The organism is Streptoalloteichus hindustanus, assembly GCF_900129375.1.
Lineage (GTDB): Bacteria > Actinomycetota > Actinomycetes > Mycobacteriales > Pseudonocardiaceae > Streptoalloteichus > Streptoalloteichus hindustanus.
In genome coordinates this window covers 14,526-37,146 of the sequence record NZ_FQVN01000017.1, presented here as the reverse complement: position 1 = coordinate 37,146, position 22,621 = coordinate 14,526, and the positions used below count along the sequence as shown (strand labels likewise).

Sequence of the window (22,621 nt, the reverse complement as noted above, 5' to 3'; positions counted from 1 at the left end):
GATGACGAGCGCGATGGCCGTGTTCGGCCGCAACGACCTGCGCGGCGTCCGCCGGGAGTCGCTGCTGCTCGGAGTGGCGCTGGCGCCACTGGTGTGGATCTCCCTGGTGCGGTTCGCCACGCCTCCGGTGACCACCATGCTGGCCGAGCGGTACCACGTCGACCTGGTGCCCTGCTACCCGCTGATCCTGACCGGCTTCCTGCTGCTCACCAGCCCGATCGTGGTCGGCGGGGTGGGATCGTTCCTGGTGCTGGAGGAACGGGACTCCGGCACGCTGGCCGCGCTGCGCGTCACGCCGGTGTCGATCGCGACGTTCTTCGGCTACCGGGCGATCACGGTGCTGCTGGTGACGGCGGTGTACGTGGTGGGAACCATGACCGCCAGCGGGCTCCTGCCGCTCTCCCTGGTCCCCGAGCTGGTCCCGATCGGCCTGCTGACCGGCCTGTCCGGTGTGGTGATCGCGCTGACGATCCTCTCCGTCGCCAGGAACAAGGTCGAGGGCATCGCCGTGGTGCGCGGGCTCGGCATCGTCGTCGCCGGACTGCCGCTGATCCCGTACTTCCTCGACTCGGACTGGCAACTGCTGTTCGGGCTGACGCCCACCTACTGGCCGAGCAAGGCGTACTGGGTCGCCGACCAGGGCGGCGCGTGGTGGCCGTACCTGCTGGCGGGCGTTGTCTACAACGGACTGTTGATCTGGGCGCTGTTCCGCCGCTTCGAGAAGCGCATCCGGTGAGCGCGGACGTGACGCGCACGGGAGTGGTGGGCGAGGTCTGAGGCACGCCCGACCCGGGGCGATCGGCGATGGCACGACGTGGTTCTGCCATCGCCGGTTGCCCACCACCGCGTGGCCTCCGCGTCCTGTCCACCACACCGGGCGCCTGATGTCAGTGCTGGCCCCCCAGTTCCAGGCACGCCACGCCGCCGATGACCAGTGCGACGCCCGCGGCCTGGACCCCGGTCAGGCTCTCGCCGAGGAAGAGGACGCCGACCAACGCCACGGCGCAGACACCGAGCGCGGCCCAGATCGCGTACGCCACACCGATGCCCATCCCGGCCCTGAGCGCCCGGGACAGCAGGAAGTAGGCGCCGACGACCCCGACCACGGCCACGACCGTCGGGAGCACTCTGGTGAATCCCTCGGAAAAGCGGGTGGAGATCGCACCGATCACCTCGGCCACGATCGCACCGAACAGGAACAGGTAAGCCATCGGGCGACTCCTTCGCGCACGCCTCCACCGCGGTCGGCAGGCGGCCGGATCACCAGAGGAGGTCGCACGGACCTCGGACTTCCTCTCACGCTCGACCCGCGCGAACACCATCGCACCGACGGGCCGCGGGCACCGGCCGAGGTGCGGAAGTCGTCCTCGGCCGGGGCGCGGTGGATTGACGAATTGGTCCAGGCCACCTAATGTCACCGGCGCGCCGCCGCGGTTCTCGACGACGGGAGCGCGCATGCGCCGAATCCCCGTACTCCTGACAGCACTCGTCGCCCTGTTCGCGTTGGCCACCCCGACCCAGGCCGCCGCGTCAGGGCTCACGGCGACCTTCAGCCGAACCGGCAACCAGGCCACGTTCGCGGTCGCCAACTCCGGCTCCACGGCGGTCAACGCGTGGTCGATCTCCTTCGACCTGCCCTCGGGTGTCACGGTCAGCAACGCCCAACACGCCACCGTGGCCCAGAACGGCACGCGCTTCACCCTCACCCCGGCCCACTACATCGCCACGATCCAACCGGGAAAGAACACCGGGGCGTACAGCCCGACGTTCACGCTCAGCGCCGAGGCCGACCCGGCCTCGTGCACGATCAACGGCGCGAACTGCGACGGCAGCGGCGAGCCCCCTCCCCCGCCGGCGCCGGTCACCGCGAGCTTCTCCCTCAGCGGAACGAGCGCGAAGTACGTGGTGAACAACAACACCGACACGGCGCTGACCGACTGGTCGCTCGTGTTCACCCTGCCCTCGGGCGTGACGGCGAGCAACGCCGACCACGCGTCGCTGACGCAGAACGGCACGACGGTCACGCTGACGCCCGCGTTCTACAACAAGACCGTCCGGGCGCGGGGCTCGACCGAGCCCTACAGCCCGACGTTCAGGCTCAGCCGGGCGGTCCAGCCCACGAGCTGTCGGATCAACAACGCCAACTGCGACGGCACTCCCGACGTCGCGCCGTCCGCGCCCGCGAACCTGCGGTCGCCGGTGAAGACGACGACGACGGTGTCGCTCGCCTGGGACGCCTCGACCCCGGGCTCGCTGCCGGTCGCGAGCTACGAGGTCTACAACGGGTCCGCCCAGGCCGCGTCCGTGACGGGCACCAGCGCCACGATCTCCGGCCTGACCGCGAACACCGCCTACACCTTCACCGTGAAGGCCAAGGACACCAAGGGAACCCTGTCCGCGGCCAGCGCGGCGCTGACCGTCACGACCAACAACCCGGCGGACGACACGGAACCCCCCACCGCGCCGGCGAACCTGCGCAGCACGGGGGTCGACGCGTCGAGCGTCACGTTGGCGTGGAACGCCTCCACGGACAACAGGGGCGTCGCGGGGTACGACGTCTACCTGGGCTCCACCCTCCGCACGACGGTCGCGGGCACGACGGCCAAGGTCGACGGCCTGTCCCCCTCGACCGACTACACCTTCACGGTGCGGGCGCGCGACCTGTACGACAACGTCTCCGGGCCGAGCAACACGGTCAACGCCCGCACGTCCGACATCGTCGGCGAGGGGTACGCGCGCGTCGGCTACTTCGTCCAGTGGGGCATCTACGGCCGCCAGTACTTCGTGCGCAACCTCGACACCACCGGGGCCGCGGCCAAGCTGACGCACATCAACTACAGCTTCGGCAACATCGACCCGGTCAACCTCACCTGCCTGCAGGGCGTCACGAAGGGCACCTCGCCCAACCCGCAGGACCCCAACCAGGGCGACGGCGCCGGTGACGCGGAAGCCGACTACGGCCGGCCGATGAGCGCCGGGCAGTCGGTCGACGGCGTCGGCGACAGCGGCTGGGAGCCGTTGCGCGGCAACTTCAACCAGCTCAAGAAGCTCAAGGCCAAGCACCCGCACCTCAAGGTGCTGATCTCGTTGGGCGGCTGGACGTACTCGAAGTACTTCTCCGACGTCGCGGCGACCGACGCGGCGCGCAAGAAGTTCGTCAGCTCCTGCATCGACACCTACATCAAGGGGAACCTGCCGAAGTACAACGGCGCGGGCGGGCCCGGCGTCGCGGCGGGGATCTTCGACGGCATCGACCTCGACTGGGAGTGGCCGGGCGCCGAGGGCCACGCGGGCAACCACATCAGCCCGGACGACAAGCGCAACAACACGTTGCTCATCGAGGAGTTCCGCCGGCAGCTCGACGCGCTCAGCGCCACGACCGGCAAGCGGTACCAGATCACCGCCTTCACCCCGGCCGACCCGGCCAAGATCGCGGCCGGCTGGGAGCTGGGGCGGATCGCCCAGTCCATGGACATCTTCAACGTCCAGGGCTACGACTTCCACGGCTCGGGCAGCGACAACTCCTGGGAGCCCAAGCGCACCGGCCACCAGGGCAACCTCTACGCGGACAAGGACGACCCGTACCCGTTCCACTTCAGCGTGGAGAACGCCGTCAACGAGTACCTGCGCGCGGGCGTGCCCCCACGCAAGATCACCGTCGGGCTGGCCTTCTACGGCCGGGGCTGGCAGGGCGTGGCGGCCGGCGGGCGCGACGGCGAGTGGCAGGACGCGAACGGCGCCGCGCCCGGCCAGTTCCAGGAGGAGGCGGGCACCCGCGGGTACTCCAACCTCATGGCGATGGTGCCCAACTGCACCGTGCGCCACGACGAACAGGCCGTGGCCACCTTCTGCTACACCGGCAACGGGGGGCAGTGGTGGTCGTTCGACGACGCCTGGTCCATCCAGCGCAAGAGCGCCTGGCTCCGCAGCAAGGGCCTGCTCGGCGCGATGATCTGGGAGATGTCCGGTGACACCGGCACTCTCATGACAGCGCTGGACAACGCGCTCCGCTGATCCACCACGACATCGGCGGTGACTATCCAAATCGGACAGTCACCGCCGATGTCGTTCCGCTGGCTACTCCGGGTGGGAGAACATGTTGGCGCGGCGCAGAACAACCCACTGCTCGCCGGGCCGGTCCAGGACAGCCGGGTACCAGCGCGGCCGCAACGCCGTGGTCAGTTCCTCACCCCGCTCGATCAAGGAGCTCACGGCGGGTTCGCCGACGACGATCAGGGCGGACCAGTCGACGTGCGCCATGAGGTGGTCCTCGGTGACCCCGAACCGGGCGTCCAGAAGCGTGACCACGTCATGGCCGGTGTCCGGACCAGCCTGGACATCGCTGACGTCGGGCGCCTCGACGCCCCCGACACCGGCGTCGCCCGGAGCATCGTCGGCATCACCGGCGTCGGCTTCTTCTTCCCCGTCCTCGAACTCGTCCCCGTCTTCCCCGCCTTCTTCGTCGTCCTCGAACTCGTCGCGCTGCTCGGACCACACGTGCTTGTCGAGGCTGTAGATCCGCGAGGTCAGGTCGAACGCCTGGTCGTCGGAGAGGATCAGCGTCACCGTGCGACCGTTGACCAGGGTGAACGTCAGCTCCGCCTCCGGGGCGCCGCCGGTGCCGGGTTCGGCCTCGACGTTCCCGGCGACCTCCCCGCACAGGGCGGAGTCGGCCGGACTCTCGTGGCCCGCGCCCAGCGAGGGCAGGTTCGCGGCCATCTCGACCACGCAGTGCGCGGCGGTCCAGAACGCCTCCTTGTCCCGGAACTCCGTGCGACTGCGGGTCAGCGTCCGTCCGAGCCCCGAGGTCTCGACGCGGGCCTCCACCGTGCCGGTGCCGGGCTTGTTCTCCCAGATCGCGATGACCGTGACGTTGTTGGCCAGTCGCCTGCGGTAGTTCTCGATGTGGCCGTGCCGGGCGAGTTCCCAGCCGCGCACCGTCTCTGGCCAGTCGTCGTTCACAGGGGATTCCTTCCGGGGCTTGATCACACGCTGCGGCGTGTCCCCGCGTCCGACGTGCCGCGCACGGCGATCGTTCCCGTGCCGACGACGTCATGACGGACGCGGGTCGGCCAGTTGCCGGGCGGCGCGTGTCCCACGGCTCGGCCCCGGCGTTCCGCGAAATCGGGACAGCGAACGTGAATCGGACCAACCACAATCATTTGCCATTCGCCTGTCGCGGGTGAAACCGGCGGCTCCGATTCGCACCTTCGGGCAGCCGCGCGGCACCTTCGGGCAGGTATCGGAAGTTGCCGCACGATCGAAAGAGCCCATCGGGCGGGTGGTGCTTGTTCGGCGCGTCGATTCGGCGAGCACTGCCGCCTGCCCGGCGGAAGGGCCGGAAACACCGAGGCCTGGAGGGAGCTCTCCGGACCGACTCGGCTTGGCCGACAGGCATTGACAACCCTGGGCAAGGCTCACTGCGTGGGAGATGGCTGGTCAAATACCTGTTGACATGGCATGTAAAATGCAGCGACCTTCAACCGGGTGCGTTCGAGTCGGCCAGCCGATCGGCGGCGGCGTCCAGCAGTCGACCGTGGAAAGATGGTTGGCCTAGACCAATCACCGCCTTCTTGCTTAGATTCGCCCTACCAGGTGAATGAGCAGTCAGACGAAGGTCGGCCGTAGTGGGGATGGCTTTGACGTTCGGACCACACGCACGCGTCCGGTTGTCGTAGTGGGCCTGTCACCACCGTAGCCGGGATTCCGGTCGGGCTTCTCAGCACGACGCCACTGGACCCGAAATCCGTTTCGGTTGTTCTCCGCGTTCCTCCTGGCGGGCGCGGAACACCCCGAAATGGTCGTGCGGGGTCTGGCGAGGCGCCTCCGCCGGGCGCCTGTCACGGGAGGGCATGCGGTATGAGTCGAAGGGCTGCGGACTTGGATCGGGACGGGACCGAGGACCCGGTGACCCCCGACCGCGAGCTGGGCGCGAACCCGGCGGTGCTGGTGTCGACCAACGTCATCCGCGGCTCGGACTCCCCTCGGCGCGGGGGCGAGAACGCGGCGCACGTCCGCGCGCTGGCCGAGGCCGGGACGCCGCTCCCCCCGATCGTCGTCCACCGCCGGACCATGCGGGTCGTCGACGGCATGCACCGGCTGTTGGCGGCGCGGAGCCGCGGCGAGGAGCAGATCGAGGTCATCTTCTTCGACGGCGACGCCGAGGAAGCGTTCGTCCTGGCGGTCAGGCTCAACGCCCGGCACGGGCTGCCGCTGTCGCGCGCCGACCGGATCGCCGCTGTCGTCCGGATCGCGCGCTCCCACCCGCACTGGTCGAACCGGGCGATCGCCGCGGTGGCCGGCCTGTCCGACAAGACGGTCGCGGCGATCCGCCGCTCCAGCCCGGCGGCGGCGCCGACGAGTGCCCGGACCGGACGCGACGGCCGGGTCAGGCCGAGCAACGGGGCGGAGGGCAGGCGACGGGCCAGCGCCCTCATCGCGGCGAAGCCGCACGCCTCGCTGCGCGAGATCGCCCACGAGGCCGGGATCGCCCCGGCGACGGTCCGGGATGTGCGCGACCGCCTGCGCCGGGGCGAGGACCCGATCCCGCCACGGCAGCAGCAGTCCGGAGCCGACCGTCGGGCCGAGAACGCCATTCCGGCCCGGCGAAGCCCGATCAACCCGCCGTCGAACGACCGTCAGCCCGAGCGGGCGGTTCCGACGGTGGCGTCGGAACCGCCGGGCGCCACGGACCTCTCGTTGGCCATGCGGGTCCTCAAGAACGACCCCTCGCTGCGGTTCTCCGAAGCCGGCCGCAGAATGCTCCGCCTGCTCGACGCGCACTCCATCGCCATGGACGACTGGAGCCAGTTCGCCTCCGCCGTGCCGGCGCACTGCGCCCCCACCGTCGCCCAGGCCGCGCAGCAGTGCGCGGAGGCGTGGCGGCAGTTCGCCGAGCACCTGGCGGATCTGAGCTGCGCCGCGGAGTGACACCAGCCCTGACAGTCCACAGAGGACAGACGGTCAGGAGGCGGCGCCGACGCTCCGCTCCTGCTCGCCGTCCGCGACGGGCGCGAGGGTGATCCGCGTGACGCACAGGGCGACCAGGGCGGCGGAGAGGGCGACGGCGGCCATGCCCCACGCCAACGTGGTGGCCTCGGAGACGAAGCCGATCACCGGCGGGCCGGCGAGCAGCCCCGTGGTCCCCATGGCGGCGACCAGGGTCAGCGCGTGCGGCCCCTCCTTCGCCGCCCCCACGTAGAGGCACGGCGTGACGGCGGCCATCCCCAGGCCCACGCAGGCGAAACCGACCAGCGCGGGGACGAGGCCACCGATCGCCAGCGCCAGGGAGAGCCCCACCGCGGCCAGCGCGGCGCCGGCGAGCACGACGGGCCGGTCGCCCCACCGGGCGCGCCAGTTGTCGGCGAACAGCCGGGCCAGCACCATCATCGCCGACACGACCGCGATGCCCAGTGGCGCGAGTTCCGACGACGCGTTGGCCACGTCCTTCAGGTACAGGGCCGACCAGTCGTTCATCGCGCCTTCGGTGACGGTGCCGAACACCATCGCCAGGCACAGCCAGACGGTCGTGCGGGACGGCAGCGCCAGCCCGTTGCGCTTCTTCTCCGGGGCCGGCGCGTCCTCGGTCAGCAGTCCGGGCCACGCGAAGGCGACCAGCAGCACCAGAACCACGGCGGCCGCGCCGAAGTGCACGGCCAGCGACGGCGCCGCCGAGGTGACGGCGGAGGCGAGCAGCGCCGCGCAGAACGTGCCACCGCTGAACGTGGCGTGCAGCTTCGCCATCGTCGTCCGCTCGTACCTGACCTCGACGGCGGCCCCCTGCGCGTTCATGGCGACGTTCAGGCAGCAGACGGCGACGCCGTCGAGGAACATGACGACCAGGGCGGCCGGGTAGTTCGGCACCACCGAGAGCACCAGCAGGACGACGCCGAGCCCGAGGCCGGACAGGCACGCCAACCGCCGCGATCCCAGACGTTTCATCAACATCGCCACGAGCGGGAACGACACCGTCGCGCCCACGCCGGGGGCCAGCAGGAGCACGCCCAACTCGGCCGCGCTCAGGTCGAGCCCGGTCTTGAGCGCCGGCAGCCGGGCCGCCCAGGTGGCGTACTGGAAGCCGAGCAGGCAGAACAACGCCGCCACCGCCAACTGGGCGCGGCGGAACTCGTTGCGAACACCGACCATGGGAACCGCCTTCTCACAACACCTTGGACATGTACACGGCGTTCGCGCCGTAGTCGCTCGGCACCGCGACACCGGGAAGGGGCCGATACCCGTGTGCGGACCAGAACTTCTCGCTGTCCCCGACCGCGACCAGGGAGATCCGGCGGTGCGTCCGCGCCAGCGCCGTCGCGGTGAGCCGACGCAGCAGGACCGTCGCCAGGCCCTTCCCGCGCAGCTCCTCGGCGACGACGAGGTCGTGCAGGTGCAGGTTCGGGGAGGTGAAGGCGGCTTCCTCGCGCTGGCCCAGATCCGGGAACCGGCACACCGGATAGGGCAGTGCCAACGCGTAACCCACCACGCCTCGGTCGCTGTCCAGCACGAAACAGGTCTCCGGCGAGGCCCGGTGCCGGGACTGGAGGGCGGCGCGTCCCTCGGACAACCCGCTCTCCTGGTACGCGCCGCTTTCCAGTTCGAGGATGGCGTCCCAGTCGTCGTCGGTGATCTCCCGCGTGAGCACCGTGTCACGCATGGGCGCCTTGGTGCGCACGGGCACCTTGGTACGCATGGGTGCTGTGTCATGCATGGGCTTTCGCCCTGTGCTCGCCGGGCAGGAGGTTGAGCGGCAACGGGCTGAAGCCGTTGAACCCCACCGTCGTGTAGCTCGTGGAGTAGGCGCCGCAGGACACTATCCACACAGGATCGCCGGACGCCACACTCCGGGGCACCGGGACGGGGAACCGCGCGGCGCCGAAGGTGTCGTCGCTGTCGCAGGTCGGGCCCGCGACGACGGCCGGAACGTGCTCCTCGTCGTGGTGGCCGGGGAACAGCAGCCGGTACTGCACCTGGTCCACTTCGTACAGTCCGTTGAACTTCCCGCAGCTCAGGTACAACCAGTGCTCCCGGTCGCCGGAGAGCTGGCGTCGGGCGGTCATCCGGACGACGTGCGCCCGGATCGCCCCGTGGTCGGCCACCAGGTGGCGGCCGGGCTCCAGGACGATGTCCAGGTCAGCGCCGGCCACCTGGCGGAGCCGCGCGACGCCCGCCCGGATGGTCGCGAAGATCTCGTCGAGCGGCGGGTCGAGCGGCCGGCCGGAGCGGTCGAGGTAGCCGAGCGCGGGCAGGCCGCCGCCCAGGTTGACGTGGTCCACCTGGATTCCCCGGTCCCGCAGGGCAACCAGCGCCTCGGTGAGGCGGTCAACGGCGTCCTGCCAGGCGTCCGCCGTCATCTGCTGGGAGCCGACGTGGACGGACAGGCCCGAGGGCGTCAGGCCCAGCAGCCGCGCGGTGTCCAGCACCCGCACCGCGTCCTCGCCGGAACACCCGCACTTGCGGCTCAACCCCCAGACGGCTCCCGCCCCGGTGGTGGCCAGCCGGCAGAACACCCGGGAACCGGGCGCGTGGGCCGCGATGGCCATCACGTCCTCGACGCTGTCGGTGGCGAAGTCGCGCACGCCGAGCCGGTAGGCGTCGACGATGTTCTGGTCGGACTTGACAGTGTTGCCGTAGTGGATGTCGTGGACCGACGCGCCGGCGCCCAGCGCCTGGCTGATCTCACCGGGGCTGGCGGCGTCGAACCCCGCGCCCCGCCCCGCCAGACACGCCAGCACGTCGTCCACCGGACAGGCCTTCATCGCGAACCGGACGCGGGCGCCCGGCAGTTCGCGGGCCAGCGCCTCGTACTGGTGCTCGATCCCCGCGAGGTCGAGGACGATCTGGTCCTCCTCGGCCGCTGCCAGGGCGGCCCGCAGCCGGCTACCGAGTCGCATGCTCATCGCTCTGTCCGGGCCGCCGCGACGGCCATGTCCGCGCGAGGTCGGTCGCTCCGCTCCGGGCGACGAGGTGCTCCCAGGAGTCGATCAGCAGCGCGAAGTCCTCGATGTCCTGCTCGGCCTCTCGCAGCAGCGCAGCGCGGCGGTCGACCAGGGAGTCGGCGAAGGCTTCGTACCTGCCGCCCAGGCGGCGGTAGGCGCGGTCGAGGCGTTCGAGTCGCTGGACGTTCTCGTCCTTGGCCAGACCGGTGCTCCGCCTGGCGAACTCCGCGACCACCGACGCGCGGACGCGGTGCTGGTCGTCCAGCAACGCCTCGCCGGCCTCGGCCATCCGCCGGTAGATGTCGTGGAAGTACAACATGGACAGGAAGAACTTGGTCAGCCGCAGGTGGTAGGCGGCGAAGCCCGGGCCGTTCTTCCGTTCCGGCGTGTAGAAGTTGACGATGTTGCGGTTGTGCAGCACGCCCGGGAGCTGGGCGTCGTGCGCCAGGTGGAGCAGGAAGTAGTCGCTGCCGATCGTGTCCGTGGCGGGCGGCAGCGGCACCTGCTCGTGGATCTGGTGGAAACCGACGTTGCACATGTCCACGCGCATCGGGTCGACCAGCGTCAGAACCGATCGGTCGTGGGTGAACACCTCGGCTCGCGCGCCCGTGAAGGACTCGTCCACGAGCTGTCTCTTCTCGGCGTCCGACCACTCGCCGGGCGCCCACAGGCTGACGACGTCGTAGTAGACCTCGGGGTTGAGCCGGGCGATCTCGCCGATGTCCACCGACAGCTCGCCGATGAACGAACTTCCCACCATCACAACGGGTTTGCCCGCGTGCGCCGGGTCGAGCGCCGTCTCGGACACACCCGCCGCGGCGTCGGCCGCCCGTCTCCCGAGCGACGTGAGCTCGTGGTGGATCGGGAAGACCGTGGCGCCGTGGAGAACCTGGTACCGGCTGTCGGAGTCCCTGCGGTGCACCGAACGGCAGCCGAGGGCGCTGGCGATCAGGAAGGCCCGGTTGGTGCAGGCGCCGTAGGACACGCCGTTCGGCAGCATGAGGTCGAGCAGCAGGTCGGGTTTGACGACGTCCGCGTCGTCGATCACCTGACGCAGGAAGGCCCGTTGGGCCGCCTCGTCCATGTGCAGCGCGGTCACGTTCTCCGGCCGGCGCGCGGCGTGGATCGCGCTGGCGTGCTCGGCGAACGTCCGCTCGTCGGTCGAGTCCAGCACCAGCAGGACCACCTCGACCCCGAAGTGCGTGGCCGCGTACGCCGCCTCCTCGCCGAGGGCGGTGATCGTGGCGGCGCAGGCCCGGTTCGTGGGCAGGGTCAGGCAGATCCGACGCACGCCGGCTCTCCGCTCGTGCCCCCGGACTCGCGCTCGCTCCAGGAGTCGAGCCCCAGGAGCTTGCGGCCCAGGTCGGTCAACGCGGCCGTGCCGTACCGCAACGACTCGTGCTTCGTCGCGTCACCGAGCAGCGTCCTGTTCCACTCCGGCGTCCGCAGGTGGCGCCACGACTCGACCCGCGACCGCCGGAGCTCCTCGTGCGACTCCAACGCCGGCATCATGGACAGGTACTGGACCGACCGGACGCCGTTCTCCGAGGTGTTCGGCGCCACCCCGTGCGCCAGCAAACCGTTCCAGATCAGCAGATCGCCCGCCCTGAGCTCCGGCCGCACCACGGGGAACTCGGCGCGGTCGATGGCGGGTCGGATCGGGTCGCGGTCCGCGGGCTGCCCGGCCTTCCACTCGTCGAAGCGGCGGAACAGCTCGGGCGCGCACTGGAAACCGCCGTGGTCCGGCTCGGTGTCGGTGAGCGCGATGAGGCCCTGGACGCGTTGCGGCAGCACGTCCAGCGTGCTGTCCACGTCCCAGTGCAGGTCGATGTCGAAGCCGGTGTCGGTGTGGGGGATCAGGGCGCGGTCCCGGTTCCCGACGTTGGGCGGGTTGAGGTTGAGCCGGTCCAGGGTGACCCAGAGCTCCTCGCAGTCCCAGACGTCGACGAACGCGTCGTAGACGCGCCGCGTCTGGCGGCTGTCCCAGATCAGCTGGTGGTGGTAGGCCTCGACGAAGCCGTAGACGTGGAGGTCCCTGTCCAGTTCGGACCGGAACTCCCGCTCCGGGTACCAGGTCTCCGGCCGGTTCGGGTCGAGTCCCTGGAACTCCCAGGCGAAGGCCAGCAGGTTCGCCGCGGCGGAGGCGGGGATCGCGGACCTGACGACGACGTAGCCGTAGGTCTGCCAGTGCGCGAAGTCCTGTTCGGACAGCACGCGCAGCGGCAACGACTTGGTCAGGTCCCGAAGAGGCGTTTCCGCCAGGTAGGTGTCGGCGTCGGTGCTGGAGTAGGGAATGGCCGAGGCGGCTCGGTGCGCTGCGGACACAGGTGCTGACATGCGGGCACTCCAAGGAAAAGAACAGCGACGGCGGGTGGAGTACTGACCGGTCGCGCCGATGCGCCAGGAACAACCTGCTTCGGCGTTCGTCGGGCGAATTCCCGGTCTGGCGCCGAATTCCAGCGGAGGAGGTGGCGGGTGTCAAGGCGGCCGGAACCGTCACGAGCGGACCTCCGTGTGGTGTGCGACTGCGGAATTTCCGCAGTCGCACACCGAGCTGGCTCCTGGCCTGCCTGCCGTCCAGCTCCCCCGCACACCCCGATGCCATGGGGTGCCTTGACGTGCCGAGCCGGTGTCACTAGCTTGTCGCAACGTCTTCGACAGCATCGACGCTGTCATCTCCGTCTGTTCTGGCCATCCATTGGGCAAACTCCTGCGCGCGTGCGCGTTTCCCGCTCCGATTCTTCGCTGTGAAAGGCGGTGGGATTCGGCGTTTTCACCACGAGGAGACACGTAGCAAAGCACCTTGCTCTTTTGGCAAACTTGGTGCGTGGACGACGAACTCGATCGCGTGCTGACCACCGTGGGACCGCGCCTCCGGGCGCTGCGCCGCCAGCGCGGCATCACGCTGGCCGCGCTGGCCGTGACCACCGGCATCTCGGAAAGCACCCTGTCCCGGCTGGAAACCGGGCGGCGGCGACCGAACCTGGAGCTGCTGCTCCCCCTGGCCCGCGCGCACGGCGTGCCGATCGACGAGCTCGTCGGCGCCCCGCACACGGGCGACCCGCGAGTCCACCTGCGCCCGATCCAGCGGCACGGCATGACGTTCGTCCCGCTGAGCCGGCGCGGAGGCGGCGCGCAGGCGTTCAAGATGATCATTCCGGTGAGCCGGGACGACGCCGCTCCCGAGCCGCAAACCCACGAAGGCCACGAGTGGCTCTACGTCCTCAACGGCCGACTGCGGCTGGTGCTCGGCGACCAGGACCTGGTGCTCACCTCCGGCCAGGCCGCCGAGTTCGACACCAGTCTCCCGCACTGGCTGGGAAACGCGGGCGCCACGCCCGTCGAACTGCTCATCCTGTTCGGACCGCAGGGAGAACGCGCTCACCTGCGCGCCCGTTCGCGGTAACCGCCGCTACCGCGTTCGGCGCACCCGCAGCACGGAGTCCTGGCGTCGACCGGACTGTCCCCCGGGTCCGGTCAGCTCGCGGTCGACGAGATCTTCCACCTCCACGTGCCACCGGTGCGCGGGTAGGTCGAGCGAGGCGAGAACCTCTCGCGTGGTCGGGAAGTGGTACTCGAACGGCGGGTGCTCCAGCCACGACGGCCAGCCGGCGTGGCTGATGACCAGCAGGACTCCGCCCGGCGCCACCGCGTCGGCCGCGCCGCGGAGGATCTTCTCCCGCTCGCCCTCGGCCGCGACGGGCGAGTGGAGGAACTGCGCCGAGACGAGATCGAACAACCCGGCGGGAAACGACTGCGGGAGATCGTGCCGCTCCCAGCGGATGCTGTCGGCGACCCCGGCGTCGAGGGCACGTGCGGCCGCCCGGCGCAGGACGGTCGCGGAGACGTCGACAGCGGTCACCCGCCAGCCCTGCCCAGCCAGCCAGATCGCGTCACCGCCCTCCCCGCACCCGAGGTCCAGCGCCGTGCCGGGTGCGAGCGAGCCGACTTCCCTCACCAGCAACGGATTGGGACGCACGGCTCGGGCAGGGCCCTGGTCCTGGCCCTGGTCCTGGTCCTGGTAGAAGCCGTCCCAGTACTGCTGCGCCGGACTCGGCACGGAGGCGTCAGTCATGGCCGATCTCCTGTCATCGTGGCTGCGTGGAGGGAACGAGAGGGCGATCGACCGAGCCAGGAGACGAGGTCGTCCGCGCTGGACAACAGGGTGTTCCGCACGCCACCGGGTCAGCCAGTTTTCATGCCATTGCGGCAAGAGGCGATGACGACGCCGGCCGCGACCACCCCCGCCTGCTCGCTCTGGCGGTGATCAGCTCCGGAGCGACCGTCGGGCCCACCGGTGCGGTCTTCCGCTCTGGGCTCGGGTTGCCAGACGGGCTCGCTTCGGCACCGCCCTTGCGAGCCCGCCGAAGATGATCATTATCCTCGGTTCCGGTCCTGCCCCGCAGGACCGGAACCCATCCGAGAGGAGTCACGATGGCCGTGAGCGCCAACCTGGACGCCCTGCTGGACAAGAAGTACGAGGAGCTGCCGCTGGAGCAGGTCCTGGAGGCGCCGGTCGCCGCGCTGGCCGGTGTCAGCGAGGCGGACGGCGAGCTGCTCAAGAAAGCCTTCAACATCACCACGGTGGCCGACCTCGGCCGCAACAAGCACTTCCGGGCCGCGGCGGCGTTACTGGACCTGCACAACGCCTCGAAGTGAAGCACTTCCCCCTGCGCACGCCCGCAGATCACGAGCCGTCAGAGGTGAGTCCCACGGCGCCGGACAGCACCGGAGCCTGAACGCGGACTGACCCCGAACCGGCCAACTACCGTGGGCCCAGCGGGAAACGCGCCCCGCCAGCACGAGCTGGCGGGGCGCAGCGCTGAACAGCGGAAAACCTCTCCCCCACCCGGCGCACATCCCCTCGCCCCTGCGCCAAGCCGAATCCCGCCGCCGAGGATTGGAAAACGCTTGCCAGCACAGGACTTTCGACCGCCCCTCACACGGGGACGGCGCTGACCTCGATTCGCGGACCGGCTGGCGGCCGACCGTCGGGAGTTCCGCGCGGCCCGGGCCGCCTCCCTCCGTGCCCGGGCGGACCTCCCGACGCTCCTGTGCCACGTCGACCCCGCCCGTGGTCTCCGAAGGCACCACCTCGACGTGATCCGCGCCGGGGCCGGTGAGCCGGGCGGCCACGATCGTGGGCACGTCCCCGTGTCGGGGCCGCTCGACGCCCGAACCTGTCGGTGGCGGCGGGGATGATGCGGTCATGGCTGGCGAGACAACGATCACCGTCGTGGGCAACCTGACCGCTGACCCCGAGCTGCGCTTCACCTCCTCCGGCGCCGCGGTGGCGAGCTTCACCGTCGCCTCGACCCCGAGGACGTTCGACCGGCAGAGCGGCGAGTGGAAGGACGGCGAAGCGCTGTTCCTGCGGTGCAGTTGCTGGAACCAACAGGCCGAGAACGTCTCGGAGAGCCTGACGCGGGGCATGCGGGTCCTCGTGCAGGGCAGGCTCCGACAGCGGTCGTTCGAGACCCGGGAGGGCGAGAAGCGCACGGTCGTCGAGTTGGAGGTCGACGAGATCGGCCCGTCGCTGCGCTATGCGACCGCGAAGGTCAGCAAGGCGAGCCGGGGCGGCGGGCCCGCGGGTAACGCGGGCAACACGGGCATGCCGGCCAACGACCCCTGGGCCTCCGCCACCCCGGTCGCGGCAGCGCCGAGGGCGGACGAGCCGCCGTTCTGACCGTCGGCGGTCGCTGGCCGGGAGGCGTTGTCCGGTCAGCGACCGCAGCACTGACCAGTGCGCTGGGCGGGCAGTGAGGTGTCCGGGCCACGCGCGGTACGCCACAGGGGTCGCACGGGTTTGGTCAACCAAGGTTGACCAAACCGTCTGTGTCAACCTAAGTTGACCACGTGGGCGAGAGCCTGAGGCGTTGTGGCACGTGCGCGGGTGCGGGGCGTCGTGTGGATCGCGATCGCGGCTGCGCTCGGTGTCTCGGAGTTGGCTGCCCACAAGGAGTACGGCGGGCGGCGGGTGCCGCCCAGCCACTGGTCTCGGAACGGGGAGAAGGACGATGACGACCGCCTGGGCGGACCGGTTCGACAGCGCGCCACGCCTGATCGACGTGGGCGACCACACGATCTGCACGCAGATCCGGGGCCGCGGCCCCACCGTGGTCCTGGAGGCGGCCGGCACCGGTCAGGGCGTTGGCGGCGCCTGGGGACATGCCGTGGAAGCCGGCCTTGCCGACATGGCCACGGTCGTCACCTACGACCGGGTGGGTGTCGGGCGCTCCACCGGAACACCACGGCACACGATCACCGAGATGGCCGATGACCTGCATCAGTTACTCCACGCGCTGGAGGTCCGACTGCCCGCGGTGGTGGTGAGCTGGTCCTACGGCGGACTGGTTTCGGCGGTGCACGCGGTGCGCCATCCCCGGGACGTGGCCGGCCTGGTGTTCGTCGACCCCACCCCGACCGCTCCCGGACCGACGCCGCGCGCCCTGCGCGTCCCGTTACAGGCCCTGGGCGTCACCCAGCTCCGGCTGATGGCGCGGGGGTTGTTCGACACCCGGTTCGGCACGCGCCTGATCGACCGGATGGCCGGCCCGCAGCCGACCGAGGGGCTGCGGGAGCAGACCGCGCGCTTCTACCGGACGCCGCAGGCGATCCGCGAGTTGGCCCGGATGCTGTCCCGCATGGACAGTCATCTGTCCGAAGTGGACGCTGTCCTGACCGCGCCCGGTGTCCGGTTCCCCGACGTCCCGACGTCCGTCGTCGCGGCAGGCGTGCGGCCGGCCCGGATGCCCGAGGCCCACCGGTCCCACGTCGACGCGAGCCACCGACGGCTGGCCGACCTCGCGCCACGAGGCCGGGTCGTCCTCGCGGAGCAGGCCACCCACCAGATCCCCTACGAGCAACCCGACACCATCCTCCACCAGGTCTCGGAGGTCATCGGCGACGCCGGCTGACCAAAGGCCAAGGTGACGCAACGAACAGCGCTGCCCCGAGCGCCGATCCGTACCGATCGAACGCCAACAGCCGAGAAGCCATGGTTCAGCCGTGACTGAAGGGCGCGGCTGCGGCCTGGTGGTGGCCGACCACGAGGGCCGCCAGGTGCGCTACGCCCTGGCCGACGCGCATCTGACGCGGGCGTTGGGCGAGCTGGTGCAGGTGGTGCTGGCCGTGGACACCGGCCAGCCCTGCGTGGACGACGACCGCCGAACGACCATCGGGGGCGAGGTCGGGCCGGCGGGGCCACGACGGCAGCGCGGGCGACGTCATGAGCGGCCAGGCTGACCGGTCGAAGTTCCCAGCACTGGCCGGAGAAAGGCGCGCCGACGGCTGCCGCACGGGCCCGACCATCGCCGCGCCCGGCCCGGGGTTGGCGGTCGATCCGGGACGGCGAGCGGTGTTGGCCCGACGGGTGCGGCTGCTGGTCGCCGCGACGATCACCGACAACCTGGTCGAGGCGGTCGTCGCGATCACCGCCGACGCCACCGCCTCCTCCACCGCGTTGATCGGGTTCGGGTTGGACTCGGTGATCGAGGTCGCCTCGGCGACGGCGGTGGCGTGGCAGTTCTCCGGTTCGGAGTTCGAGAAGCGGGAGCGTTCGGCGTTGAAGGCGATCGCCGTGTCGTTCTTCGCGCTGGCCGCCTACGTCACCGCGGAGTCGGCGCGCACGTTGTTCGGCGCGGCTGCGGCCGAGCACTCCACGGTGGGGATCGTGTTGGCGGCGGTGTCGCTCCTGGTCATGCCGTTCCTGTCGGCCGCGCAGCGCCGCGCCGGGCGGGAGTTGGGCTCGGCCAGTGCCGTGGCCGACTCGAAGCAAACCCCGTTGTGCACCTACCTGTCGGGGTGTTGCTGGTCGGCCTGCTGCTCAACCGCCTGTGGGGCTGGTTCTGGGCTGACCCTGGTCGTCGCGTTGGTGATCGCCGCCGTCGCGGTGCAGGAAGGCCGCGAGGCCTGGCGCGGCCACCACTGCTGCTGATTCCCACACGCGCCGCCTTCCATCAACGTCCACAGTGGACGGTGTGGACAGGCGACATCGACGCCAGGACATCGCTGTCAGGACATCACCTTCAGGTCGGAGGTGATCCGGGTCAGGGCGTCGACGACTGGGCGGCGTCGGGCAGCGGCGTGCGCAGGATGCCGTCGAGGAGCACGCGGAGCGTCCAGGCCTGGCGCAGCTCCGGTGTGCCGGACAGCAACTGCGCGGCGTGCCCGGCGAGGTGGGGGTGGTCGGTCGGCGAGGCGTTGCGCAGCGCGTCGGCCAGCGCGTTCCACTCGTTCTCGGAGTGCGGCGTCCGCGGGTGGGTGGAGTGCTCGGCGGCGTCGGCGGTGGCCACCAGGAGCAGCACGTCCACACCCCAGGCGGCCTGGTCGTCCGGGACACCGCCCTCCTTGAGCAGGGCCAGCAGCGCGTCGAGCAGGTTGAGGTAGTTCGGGCCGGACGGGCGGGCGACGACCGCCGCGCGGGCGAGGCTGGGGTACTCGTGGAGGACCCGCCCGTACGAGGCGAGGACGGCCTCGACGCGTTCCCGCCACTCCCCCGCGCCGCGCGCCGGGCTCAGGTCGACCTCTCCCAGTAGTTCGTCCAGCACCGCGGCGTGCAGCTCCGCGGTGTTGGCGACGTACACGTACAGGGAGGCCGGGCCGGTGTCGAGCTCCTGCGCCAGGCGCCGCATGGTGACCCGCTGCAGGCCCTCGTCCCGCAGGACCCGGAGGGCGGTGGTGATGATCCCGTCGCGGGTGAGGGCGGGCTTGGCGGGTCGCTCCCGGCGACTGCGGGCGTGGGCGGCAGGCATGCGCCCACGCTAGCGAACGTGTTCGGCATCCCAGCGACGAACATGTTCGTTACGAACATGTTCGGGTACAATCGTCGGCAGGCCAGCACCTCCTGCCGAAGGAGCAGCACCGCCATGACCCCGCACCACCCCATCGCGATCGTCGGCGCCGGCCTCGCGGGCCTGACCCTCGCTCGCGTCCTGCGCGTGCACGGCATCGACGCCGTCATCCACGACCTGGACGCCTCCCGCCACGCCCGCGCCCAGGGCGGCATGCTCGACATCCACGCCGAGAGCGGCCAGGTCGCGCTGCGCGCCGCCGGGCTGCACGAGCAGTTCCGCGCGATCGTCCACCCCGGGGGCCAGGCGAGCCGGGTCCTCGACGAACACGGCGTCGTGCACTGGGAGGAGACCGACGACGGCACCGGCGACCGCCCCGAGGTCGACCGGGGCCAGCTCCGCGACCTGCTGCTCGACTCGCTGCCCGACGGGACTGTCCACTGGGGACAGAAGGTGACCGGCGCCCGTCCCGTGGGCGCCGGCCGCCACGAGGTGACCCTCGCCGACGGCTCCGCCTTCACCACCGACCTGCTCGTCGGCGCGGACGGCGCCTGGTCACGCGTCCGCCCCCTGGTCTCCGCGGCCCGGCCGGCCTACACCGGTGTCTCCTTCGTCGAGGTGGACCTGCTGGACGCCGACACGCGACACCCGGGGAGCGCGGCCCTGATCGGCGGCGGCATGTTCTTCGCGTTGGGCGGGGGCCGGGGTTTCCTGGCCCACCGCGAGATCGACGGCAGCCTGCACGTCTACGTGGCCGTGCGGACCGGACAGGAGTGGCTCGACTCCATCGACTTCTCCGACACCGAGACCGCCAAGAGCGCGGTGCTGGCGCAGTTCGCGGGCTGGCACGAGGACCTGCGGACGCTGGTCGCCGACGCCGACGGCCCGCTGGTTCCGCGCAAGATCCACGCGCTGCCGGTCGACCACCGCTGGGACCGCGTCCCGGGCGTGACGCTGCTGGGCGACGCCGCGCACCTGATGTCGCCGTTCGCCGGCGAGGGCGCCAACCTCGCCATGCTCGACGGCGCCGAGCTCGCCCAGGCCATCGTCACGCACCGCGACGACACCGAGAGGGCACTCGCCACGTACGAGGAGGCGCTCTTCCGGCGCAGCGCCGAGAAGGCGGCCGAGTCCGCCGCGAGCCTGGAGCTGTGCTTCGGCCGGGACAACCCCGTCAGCGCCCTGGTCCAGATGTGGTCGGGCGGATCGTCCGAGGGCGAGCTGACCTGACCAACAGGCGCGCCGGCAGGAGCGCCAGCACGGTCACGTCATTCGCTGTGCCGACACTTCCACCGAATGCGCCGAGCAGTGGCGGGCGTGACCGAAATCTCGCTCACCGCCGTGCGACACCGTCGTTGTCGTCGCATGCGCGGTGAAATAGCCACAGCTCGGAGAAGTTGACGAGTACGTACTCGTCGATGTCCCACACCGTCCACCGGGGCGACGGTAACGCGGACCGAATGGCATCGGCCCAGCCCAGCCGCCCTGAATGCTTCAACTGCCACAGCAACACTTGGGCGCTGTGGAACCACCGCTTTCCCGCGCACACCGCCGCGCGGCCCATCTCCTCGCCGCCCGATGCCAAGCTGAGATCAACTTCGCTCGAATGGACGAGTGGCGGTCATATTCAGTCCGATATGGTTGACCGCGCTGCGCGCAGACCGGGTCACGGGGCCTTCGCGTCAGCTTTCTCCGACTCTGGGGGTGCCACGGGGTCAGGTGTTCCTGTCCCGCAGGGAGGTGGAGGCGGTGTCCGCGCATGGCGACACATTCGCGACGCAGCTCCGGCGCCTGTTCGACACGGTCAGCCGCGCGGACGGCACGAGGTTCACCCCGCGGGAGGTGGCCGAGGAGGTCACCCAGCGGGGGCACAAGGTGTCGAGGGGATACCTGTACGACCTGCTCAGGGGCAAGTCCGAGCCGAGCCACGCCCTGGTGCGGGCGCTCGCGGACTTCTTCCAGGTGCCACTGGACTACTTCAGCGACAGCGAACGCGGCCGCGAGCTCAACCAGCAGTACGAACTCCTCGCGGCGCTCGGGGACAACGCCGTCCGGAAGATCGCCCACCGCGCGCGGGGGCTCAGTCGCGGACAGCTGAGCAGGGTGATCGCCTACATCGACTTCGAAAAGCAGCGCGGTGACGCGGTCGACGACGACACGTGAGCTCACCCGCTGAGATTCCACAGGTGACGACTCGGGGAGGGGTGGTCCAGTGCTGGGCGCGTTTCGGGAACACGCGCGGCGTTATGCCGGTGAGGCGCGACTCCGAAGACGATTACGCCGGGAGTTCGAGGCATCCGGCATCGACGGACCGGCCGACATGGCGGAGGTCTGCGCACGTCTGTCCCGGCGGCGGGGCAAACCGATCCATTTACTGCCCTACTCGCTGACCGTGCCCACACCGTTCGGGTTGTGGCTGGGCAATCCCGCCGCGGACTACATCGTCTACCAGTCCGAAACCACCCCGACGCACCAGCAGCACATCATCGCCCACGAGTTGGGGCACATGCTGGCCGGGCACCATTCGGACGAGGATGACGACGAGGTCTGGCGCGAGTTGATGCCCGACATCCCGCCGGACCGGATCCGCCGGGCGTTGCGCCGCACCAGCTACGACGACCAGCAGGAGCGCGAGGCCGAGGTGGTGGCCACGCTGCTGCTGGAGACCACGACCAGGCACCGGGCGCTGACGCTGCCCGCCCGGTCGGAGCAGGCGCGACGGTTGCAGGCCACGCTGAGCGACCGGCGGTGGTTGTGAGCGAGTTCCCCGGCGGCGAGTACGTCGTGGCCGTCGCGCTGGTGGTCTTCCTCTACCGGCTGGCCCGCACCCCGCGCAACGCGGCGCTGTGGGCGCTGGTGTCCTGTCTGCTGCTGGAGTTCTTCAGCGTCCACCTCGACCACCTGGCCACCGAGGTGGCCGCGCACGGGGGCGGGCGGGGCCTGCCCAAGCTGGCCACCAACCTCATGCTGTTCGCGAAGTACCTGGGGCTGGGCCTGTTCTTCCTCCTGGCCGGCGGCGAGCCGGACCTCCGGCGACGGGCGCGCCGGGAACTCGTCCTGCTGGCGGCCATGTCGGCGACCGTGGTGGCCCTGATGTGGGCGACCCCGCCGGAACTGCGTGACCACTCCTTCGGCGGCACGCTGGAGCGGCCGACCGTCCTGCCGATCGTGGCGTTCTACGTGCTGGGCAACCTCTACTTCGTCCACCTCCTCTCCCAGGGGGCGCGGTGGGGGTGGCGCTACGCCGGGGAGTCGGGCTGGCGCCTGCGGGTGGGCTTGGCCGTGATCGCGGTCGGCCTGGGCCTCGGGGCCGCGGCGTCGGCGGCACGCGCCGTCCTGATGGCCAGCCGGTGGCTCGGCGGCCCGAAGGTGGAGTGGGTGCCCCGGGTGGCCCTCAACCTCCTCGCCGCGTCGGGGTTCCTGGTGGTGGTGGGCCTGCTCGCCGCGCTGCTGCTGACCGGCACCGCCCAGGCGACGCTCTGGTGGCGTCAGCGCCGGGACTTCCTCGCCCTGCGGCCGCTGTGGGAGCTCCTGCACCGGGAGTTCCCCGCCGCGCAACTGGACCGGCACGTCTCCGCCCGGCGGGAGCGGTGGCAGCTGTGGCGCGTCCACCACCGCTTCTGGCGCCGCTACGTGGAGATCCGCGACGGCCTGGTCCAGCTCAGCCCCTACCTGGAAGGGGCGGGCTGGAGCCACGACGCGCCGCCGACCGAACAGGCCGCCGCGGTGCGTGAAGCCGTGCGGCTGCGTCGCGGCGAGCGGCAGGCCGGCGAGAAGCGCGCGGTCCTCATCGCCCCTCCCTCGCCGGCGTTCCACGACGACGTGGGCCACCTCCTCGCGCTCTCGCGCGCCCTGGCCCACCCCCACCACCAACACCCCTCCTCGGAGAAGTGA

At 70.8% G+C, this 22,621-nt stretch carries 20 protein-coding genes and 2 pseudogenes; 13 read left to right on the top strand and 9 right to left on the bottom strand.

Translation table 11 applies throughout. The features are described from left to right. Position 1 precedes the first annotated feature (1 nt). Complete coding sequence (locus tag BUE43_RS30380; protein ID WP_073489784.1) at positions 2–736, top strand: ABC transporter permease; 735 nt, start codon at positions 2–4, stop codon at positions 734–736. A gap of 151 nt (positions 737–887) precedes the next feature. On the opposite strand, the gene BUE43_RS30375 is transcribed toward BUE43_RS30380, so the two are convergent. Continuing rightward, positions 888–1,211 carry a DMT family transporter gene (locus BUE43_RS30375; protein ID WP_073489783.1) on the bottom strand — a complete coding sequence of 108 codons (324 nt, stop codon included), beginning with the start codon at positions 1,209–1,211 and terminating at the stop codon, positions 888–890. 244 nt (positions 1,212–1,455) lie between these two features. Here BUE43_RS30375 and BUE43_RS30370 point away from each other — a divergent pair, with 244 nt between their 5' ends. Further along, positions 1,456–4,014, top strand: a complete 2,559-nt coding sequence (locus tag BUE43_RS30370) for a glycosyl hydrolase family 18 protein (RefSeq protein WP_073489782.1) — start codon at positions 1,456–1,458, stop codon at positions 4,012–4,014. A 63-nt stretch (positions 4,015–4,077) separates the two neighbouring features. Here the strand turns inward: BUE43_RS30370 and BUE43_RS30365 are convergent, their stop codons facing one another. Next, the gene (locus BUE43_RS30365; protein ID WP_073489781.1) at positions 4,078–4,962 is read right to left on the bottom strand and encodes a hypothetical protein; all 885 of its coding nucleotides are present in this window, start codon (positions 4,960–4,962) and stop codon (positions 4,078–4,080) included. 918 nt (positions 4,963–5,880) lie between these two features. Between BUE43_RS30365 and BUE43_RS30360 the strand changes: the two genes are divergently transcribed. Further along, positions 5,881–6,930 carry a ParB/RepB/Spo0J family partition protein gene (locus BUE43_RS30360; protein WP_234996012.1) on the top strand — a complete coding sequence of 350 codons (1,050 nt, stop codon included), beginning with the start codon at positions 5,881–5,883 and terminating at the stop codon, positions 6,928–6,930. A 33-nt stretch (positions 6,931–6,963) separates the two neighbouring features. Here the strand turns inward: BUE43_RS30360 and BUE43_RS30355 are convergent, their stop codons facing one another. From BUE43_RS30355 to BUE43_RS30335, 5 genes are read right to left on the bottom strand one after another with little or no spacing between them, the layout of a single operon-like run. Then, positions 6,964–8,145, bottom strand: coding sequence for an MFS transporter (locus tag BUE43_RS30355; protein WP_073489779.1), 1,182 nt, complete (start codon positions 8,143–8,145; stop codon positions 6,964–6,966). Between the two features lie 13 nt (positions 8,146–8,158). Beyond that, complete coding sequence (locus BUE43_RS30350) at positions 8,159–8,689, bottom strand: GNAT family N-acetyltransferase (protein WP_234996011.1); 531 nt, start codon at positions 8,687–8,689, stop codon at positions 8,159–8,161. Between the two features lie 10 nt (positions 8,690–8,699). Then, positions 8,700–9,890, bottom strand: coding sequence for a type III PLP-dependent enzyme (locus BUE43_RS30345; RefSeq protein WP_234996010.1), 1,191 nt, complete (start codon positions 9,888–9,890; stop codon positions 8,700–8,702). Beyond that, positions 9,877–11,226, bottom strand: a complete 1,350-nt coding sequence (locus BUE43_RS30340; RefSeq protein WP_073489777.1) for a DUF6271 family protein — start codon at positions 11,224–11,226, stop codon at positions 9,877–9,879. Before BUE43_RS30340 ends, BUE43_RS30345 begins: the two co-directional genes overlap by 14 nt. Beyond that, positions 11,208–12,272, bottom strand: coding sequence for a phytanoyl-CoA dioxygenase family protein (locus BUE43_RS30335; RefSeq protein WP_073489776.1), 1,065 nt, complete (start codon positions 12,270–12,272; stop codon positions 11,208–11,210). The genes BUE43_RS30340 and BUE43_RS30335 overlap by 19 nt, the downstream gene beginning before the upstream one ends. Positions 12,273–12,762: 490 nt before the next feature. Between BUE43_RS30335 and BUE43_RS30330 the strand changes: the two genes are divergently transcribed. Continuing rightward, positions 12,763–13,341: a helix-turn-helix domain-containing protein gene (locus BUE43_RS30330; RefSeq protein ID WP_073489775.1), complete on the top strand. Its 579-nt coding sequence runs from the start codon at positions 12,763–12,765 to the stop codon at positions 13,339–13,341. A 6-nt stretch (positions 13,342–13,347) separates the two neighbouring features. Here the strand turns inward: BUE43_RS30330 and BUE43_RS30325 are convergent, their stop codons facing one another. Then, complete coding sequence (locus BUE43_RS30325; protein ID WP_073489774.1) at positions 13,348–14,010, bottom strand: SAM-dependent methyltransferase; 663 nt, start codon at positions 14,008–14,010, stop codon at positions 13,348–13,350. Between the two features lie 359 nt (positions 14,011–14,369). Between BUE43_RS30325 and BUE43_RS30320 the strand changes: the two genes are divergently transcribed. The 5 genes and pseudogenes from BUE43_RS30320 to BUE43_RS30300 all read left to right on the top strand — a co-directional run bounded on the left by BUE43_RS30320 (position 14,370) and on the right by BUE43_RS30300 (position 17,871). Next, positions 14,370–14,594 carry a hypothetical protein gene (locus BUE43_RS30320; protein ID WP_073489773.1) on the top strand — a complete coding sequence of 75 codons (225 nt, stop codon included), beginning with the start codon at positions 14,370–14,372 and terminating at the stop codon, positions 14,592–14,594. A 550-nt stretch (positions 14,595–15,144) separates the two neighbouring features. Then, complete coding sequence (locus tag BUE43_RS30315; protein WP_073489772.1) at positions 15,145–15,621, top strand: single-stranded DNA-binding protein; 477 nt, start codon at positions 15,145–15,147, stop codon at positions 15,619–15,621. A gap of 331 nt (positions 15,622–15,952) precedes the next feature. Further along, positions 15,953–16,852, top strand: coding sequence for an alpha/beta fold hydrolase (locus BUE43_RS30310; RefSeq protein WP_073489771.1), 900 nt, complete (start codon positions 15,953–15,955; stop codon positions 16,850–16,852). A gap of 103 nt (positions 16,853–16,955) precedes the next feature. After that, positions 16,956–17,180, top strand: a pseudogene (locus BUE43_RS35480) (hypothetical protein); the annotation flags it as partial. Further along, positions 17,164–17,871 (top strand): annotated as a pseudogene (locus BUE43_RS30300) (cation transporter). The pseudogenes BUE43_RS35480 and BUE43_RS30300, both read left to right, overlap by 17 nt. A 112-nt stretch (positions 17,872–17,983) precedes the next feature. Here the strand turns inward: BUE43_RS30300 and BUE43_RS30295 are convergent. Continuing rightward, positions 17,984–18,688, bottom strand: coding sequence for a TetR/AcrR family transcriptional regulator (locus BUE43_RS30295; protein WP_073489770.1), 705 nt, complete (start codon positions 18,686–18,688; stop codon positions 17,984–17,986). A gap of 114 nt (positions 18,689–18,802) precedes the next feature. Between BUE43_RS30295 and BUE43_RS30290 the strand changes: the two genes are divergently transcribed. From BUE43_RS30290 to BUE43_RS30270, 4 genes are all read left to right on the top strand, one after another. Next, complete coding sequence (locus tag BUE43_RS30290; protein ID WP_073489769.1) at positions 18,803–19,957, top strand: FAD-dependent oxidoreductase; 1,155 nt, start codon at positions 18,803–18,805, stop codon at positions 19,955–19,957. Between the two features lie 519 nt (positions 19,958–20,476). Beyond that, the gene (locus tag BUE43_RS30280; RefSeq protein ID WP_234996009.1) at positions 20,477–20,890 is read left to right on the top strand and encodes a helix-turn-helix domain-containing protein; all 414 of its coding nucleotides are present in this window, start codon (positions 20,477–20,479) and stop codon (positions 20,888–20,890) included. A 49-nt stretch (positions 20,891–20,939) separates the two neighbouring features. After that, the gene (locus tag BUE43_RS30275) at positions 20,940–21,485 is read left to right on the top strand and encodes an ImmA/IrrE family metallo-endopeptidase (protein ID WP_234996008.1); all 546 of its coding nucleotides are present in this window, start codon (positions 20,940–20,942) and stop codon (positions 21,483–21,485) included. Beyond that, the gene (locus BUE43_RS30270; protein WP_073489767.1) at positions 21,482–22,621 is read left to right on the top strand and encodes an MAB_1171c family putative transporter; all 1,140 of its coding nucleotides are present in this window, start codon (positions 21,482–21,484) and stop codon (positions 22,619–22,621) included. The genes BUE43_RS30275 and BUE43_RS30270 overlap by 4 nt, the downstream gene beginning before the upstream one ends.

Bases quoted from the DNA above. Each gene is read 5' to 3' on its own strand.
- BUE43_RS30350 (WP_234996011.1), bottom strand. From the start codon at position 8,689: ATGCGTACCAAGGTGCCCGTGCGCACCAAGGCGCCCATGCGTGACACG.
- BUE43_RS30380 (WP_073489784.1), top strand. From the start codon at position 2: ATGACGAGCGCGATGGCCGTGTTCGGCCGCAACGACCTGCGCGGCGTC.
- BUE43_RS30370 (WP_073489782.1), top strand. From the start codon at position 1,456: ATGCGCCGAATCCCCGTACTCCTGACAGCACTCGTCGCCCTGTTCGCG.
- BUE43_RS30310 (WP_073489771.1), top strand. From the start codon at position 15,953: ATGACGACCGCCTGGGCGGACCGGTTCGACAGCGCGCCACGCCTGATC.
- BUE43_RS30290 (WP_073489769.1), top strand. From the start codon at position 18,803: ATGACCCCGCACCACCCCATCGCGATCGTCGGCGCCGGCCTCGCGGGC.
- BUE43_RS30345 (WP_234996010.1), bottom strand. From the start codon at position 9,890: ATGCGACTCGGTAGCCGGCTGCGGGCCGCCCTGGCAGCGGCCGAGGAG.
- BUE43_RS30315 (WP_073489772.1), top strand. From the start codon at position 15,145: ATGGCTGGCGAGACAACGATCACCGTCGTGGGCAACCTGACCGCTGAC.
- BUE43_RS30325 (WP_073489774.1), bottom strand. From the start codon at position 14,010: ATGACTGACGCCTCCGTGCCGAGTCCGGCGCAGCAGTACTGGGACGGC.
- BUE43_RS30375 (WP_073489783.1), bottom strand. From the start codon at position 1,211: ATGGCTTACCTGTTCCTGTTCGGTGCGATCGTGGCCGAGGTGATCGGT.
- BUE43_RS30320 (WP_073489773.1), top strand. From the start codon at position 14,370: ATGGCCGTGAGCGCCAACCTGGACGCCCTGCTGGACAAGAAGTACGAG.
- BUE43_RS30335 (WP_073489776.1), bottom strand. From the start codon at position 12,272: ATGTCAGCACCTGTGTCCGCAGCGCACCGAGCCGCCTCGGCCATTCCC.
- BUE43_RS30295 (WP_073489770.1), bottom strand. From the start codon at position 18,688: ATGCCTGCCGCCCACGCCCGCAGTCGCCGGGAGCGACCCGCCAAGCCC.
- BUE43_RS30355 (WP_073489779.1), bottom strand. From the start codon at position 8,145: ATGGTCGGTGTTCGCAACGAGTTCCGCCGCGCCCAGTTGGCGGTGGCG.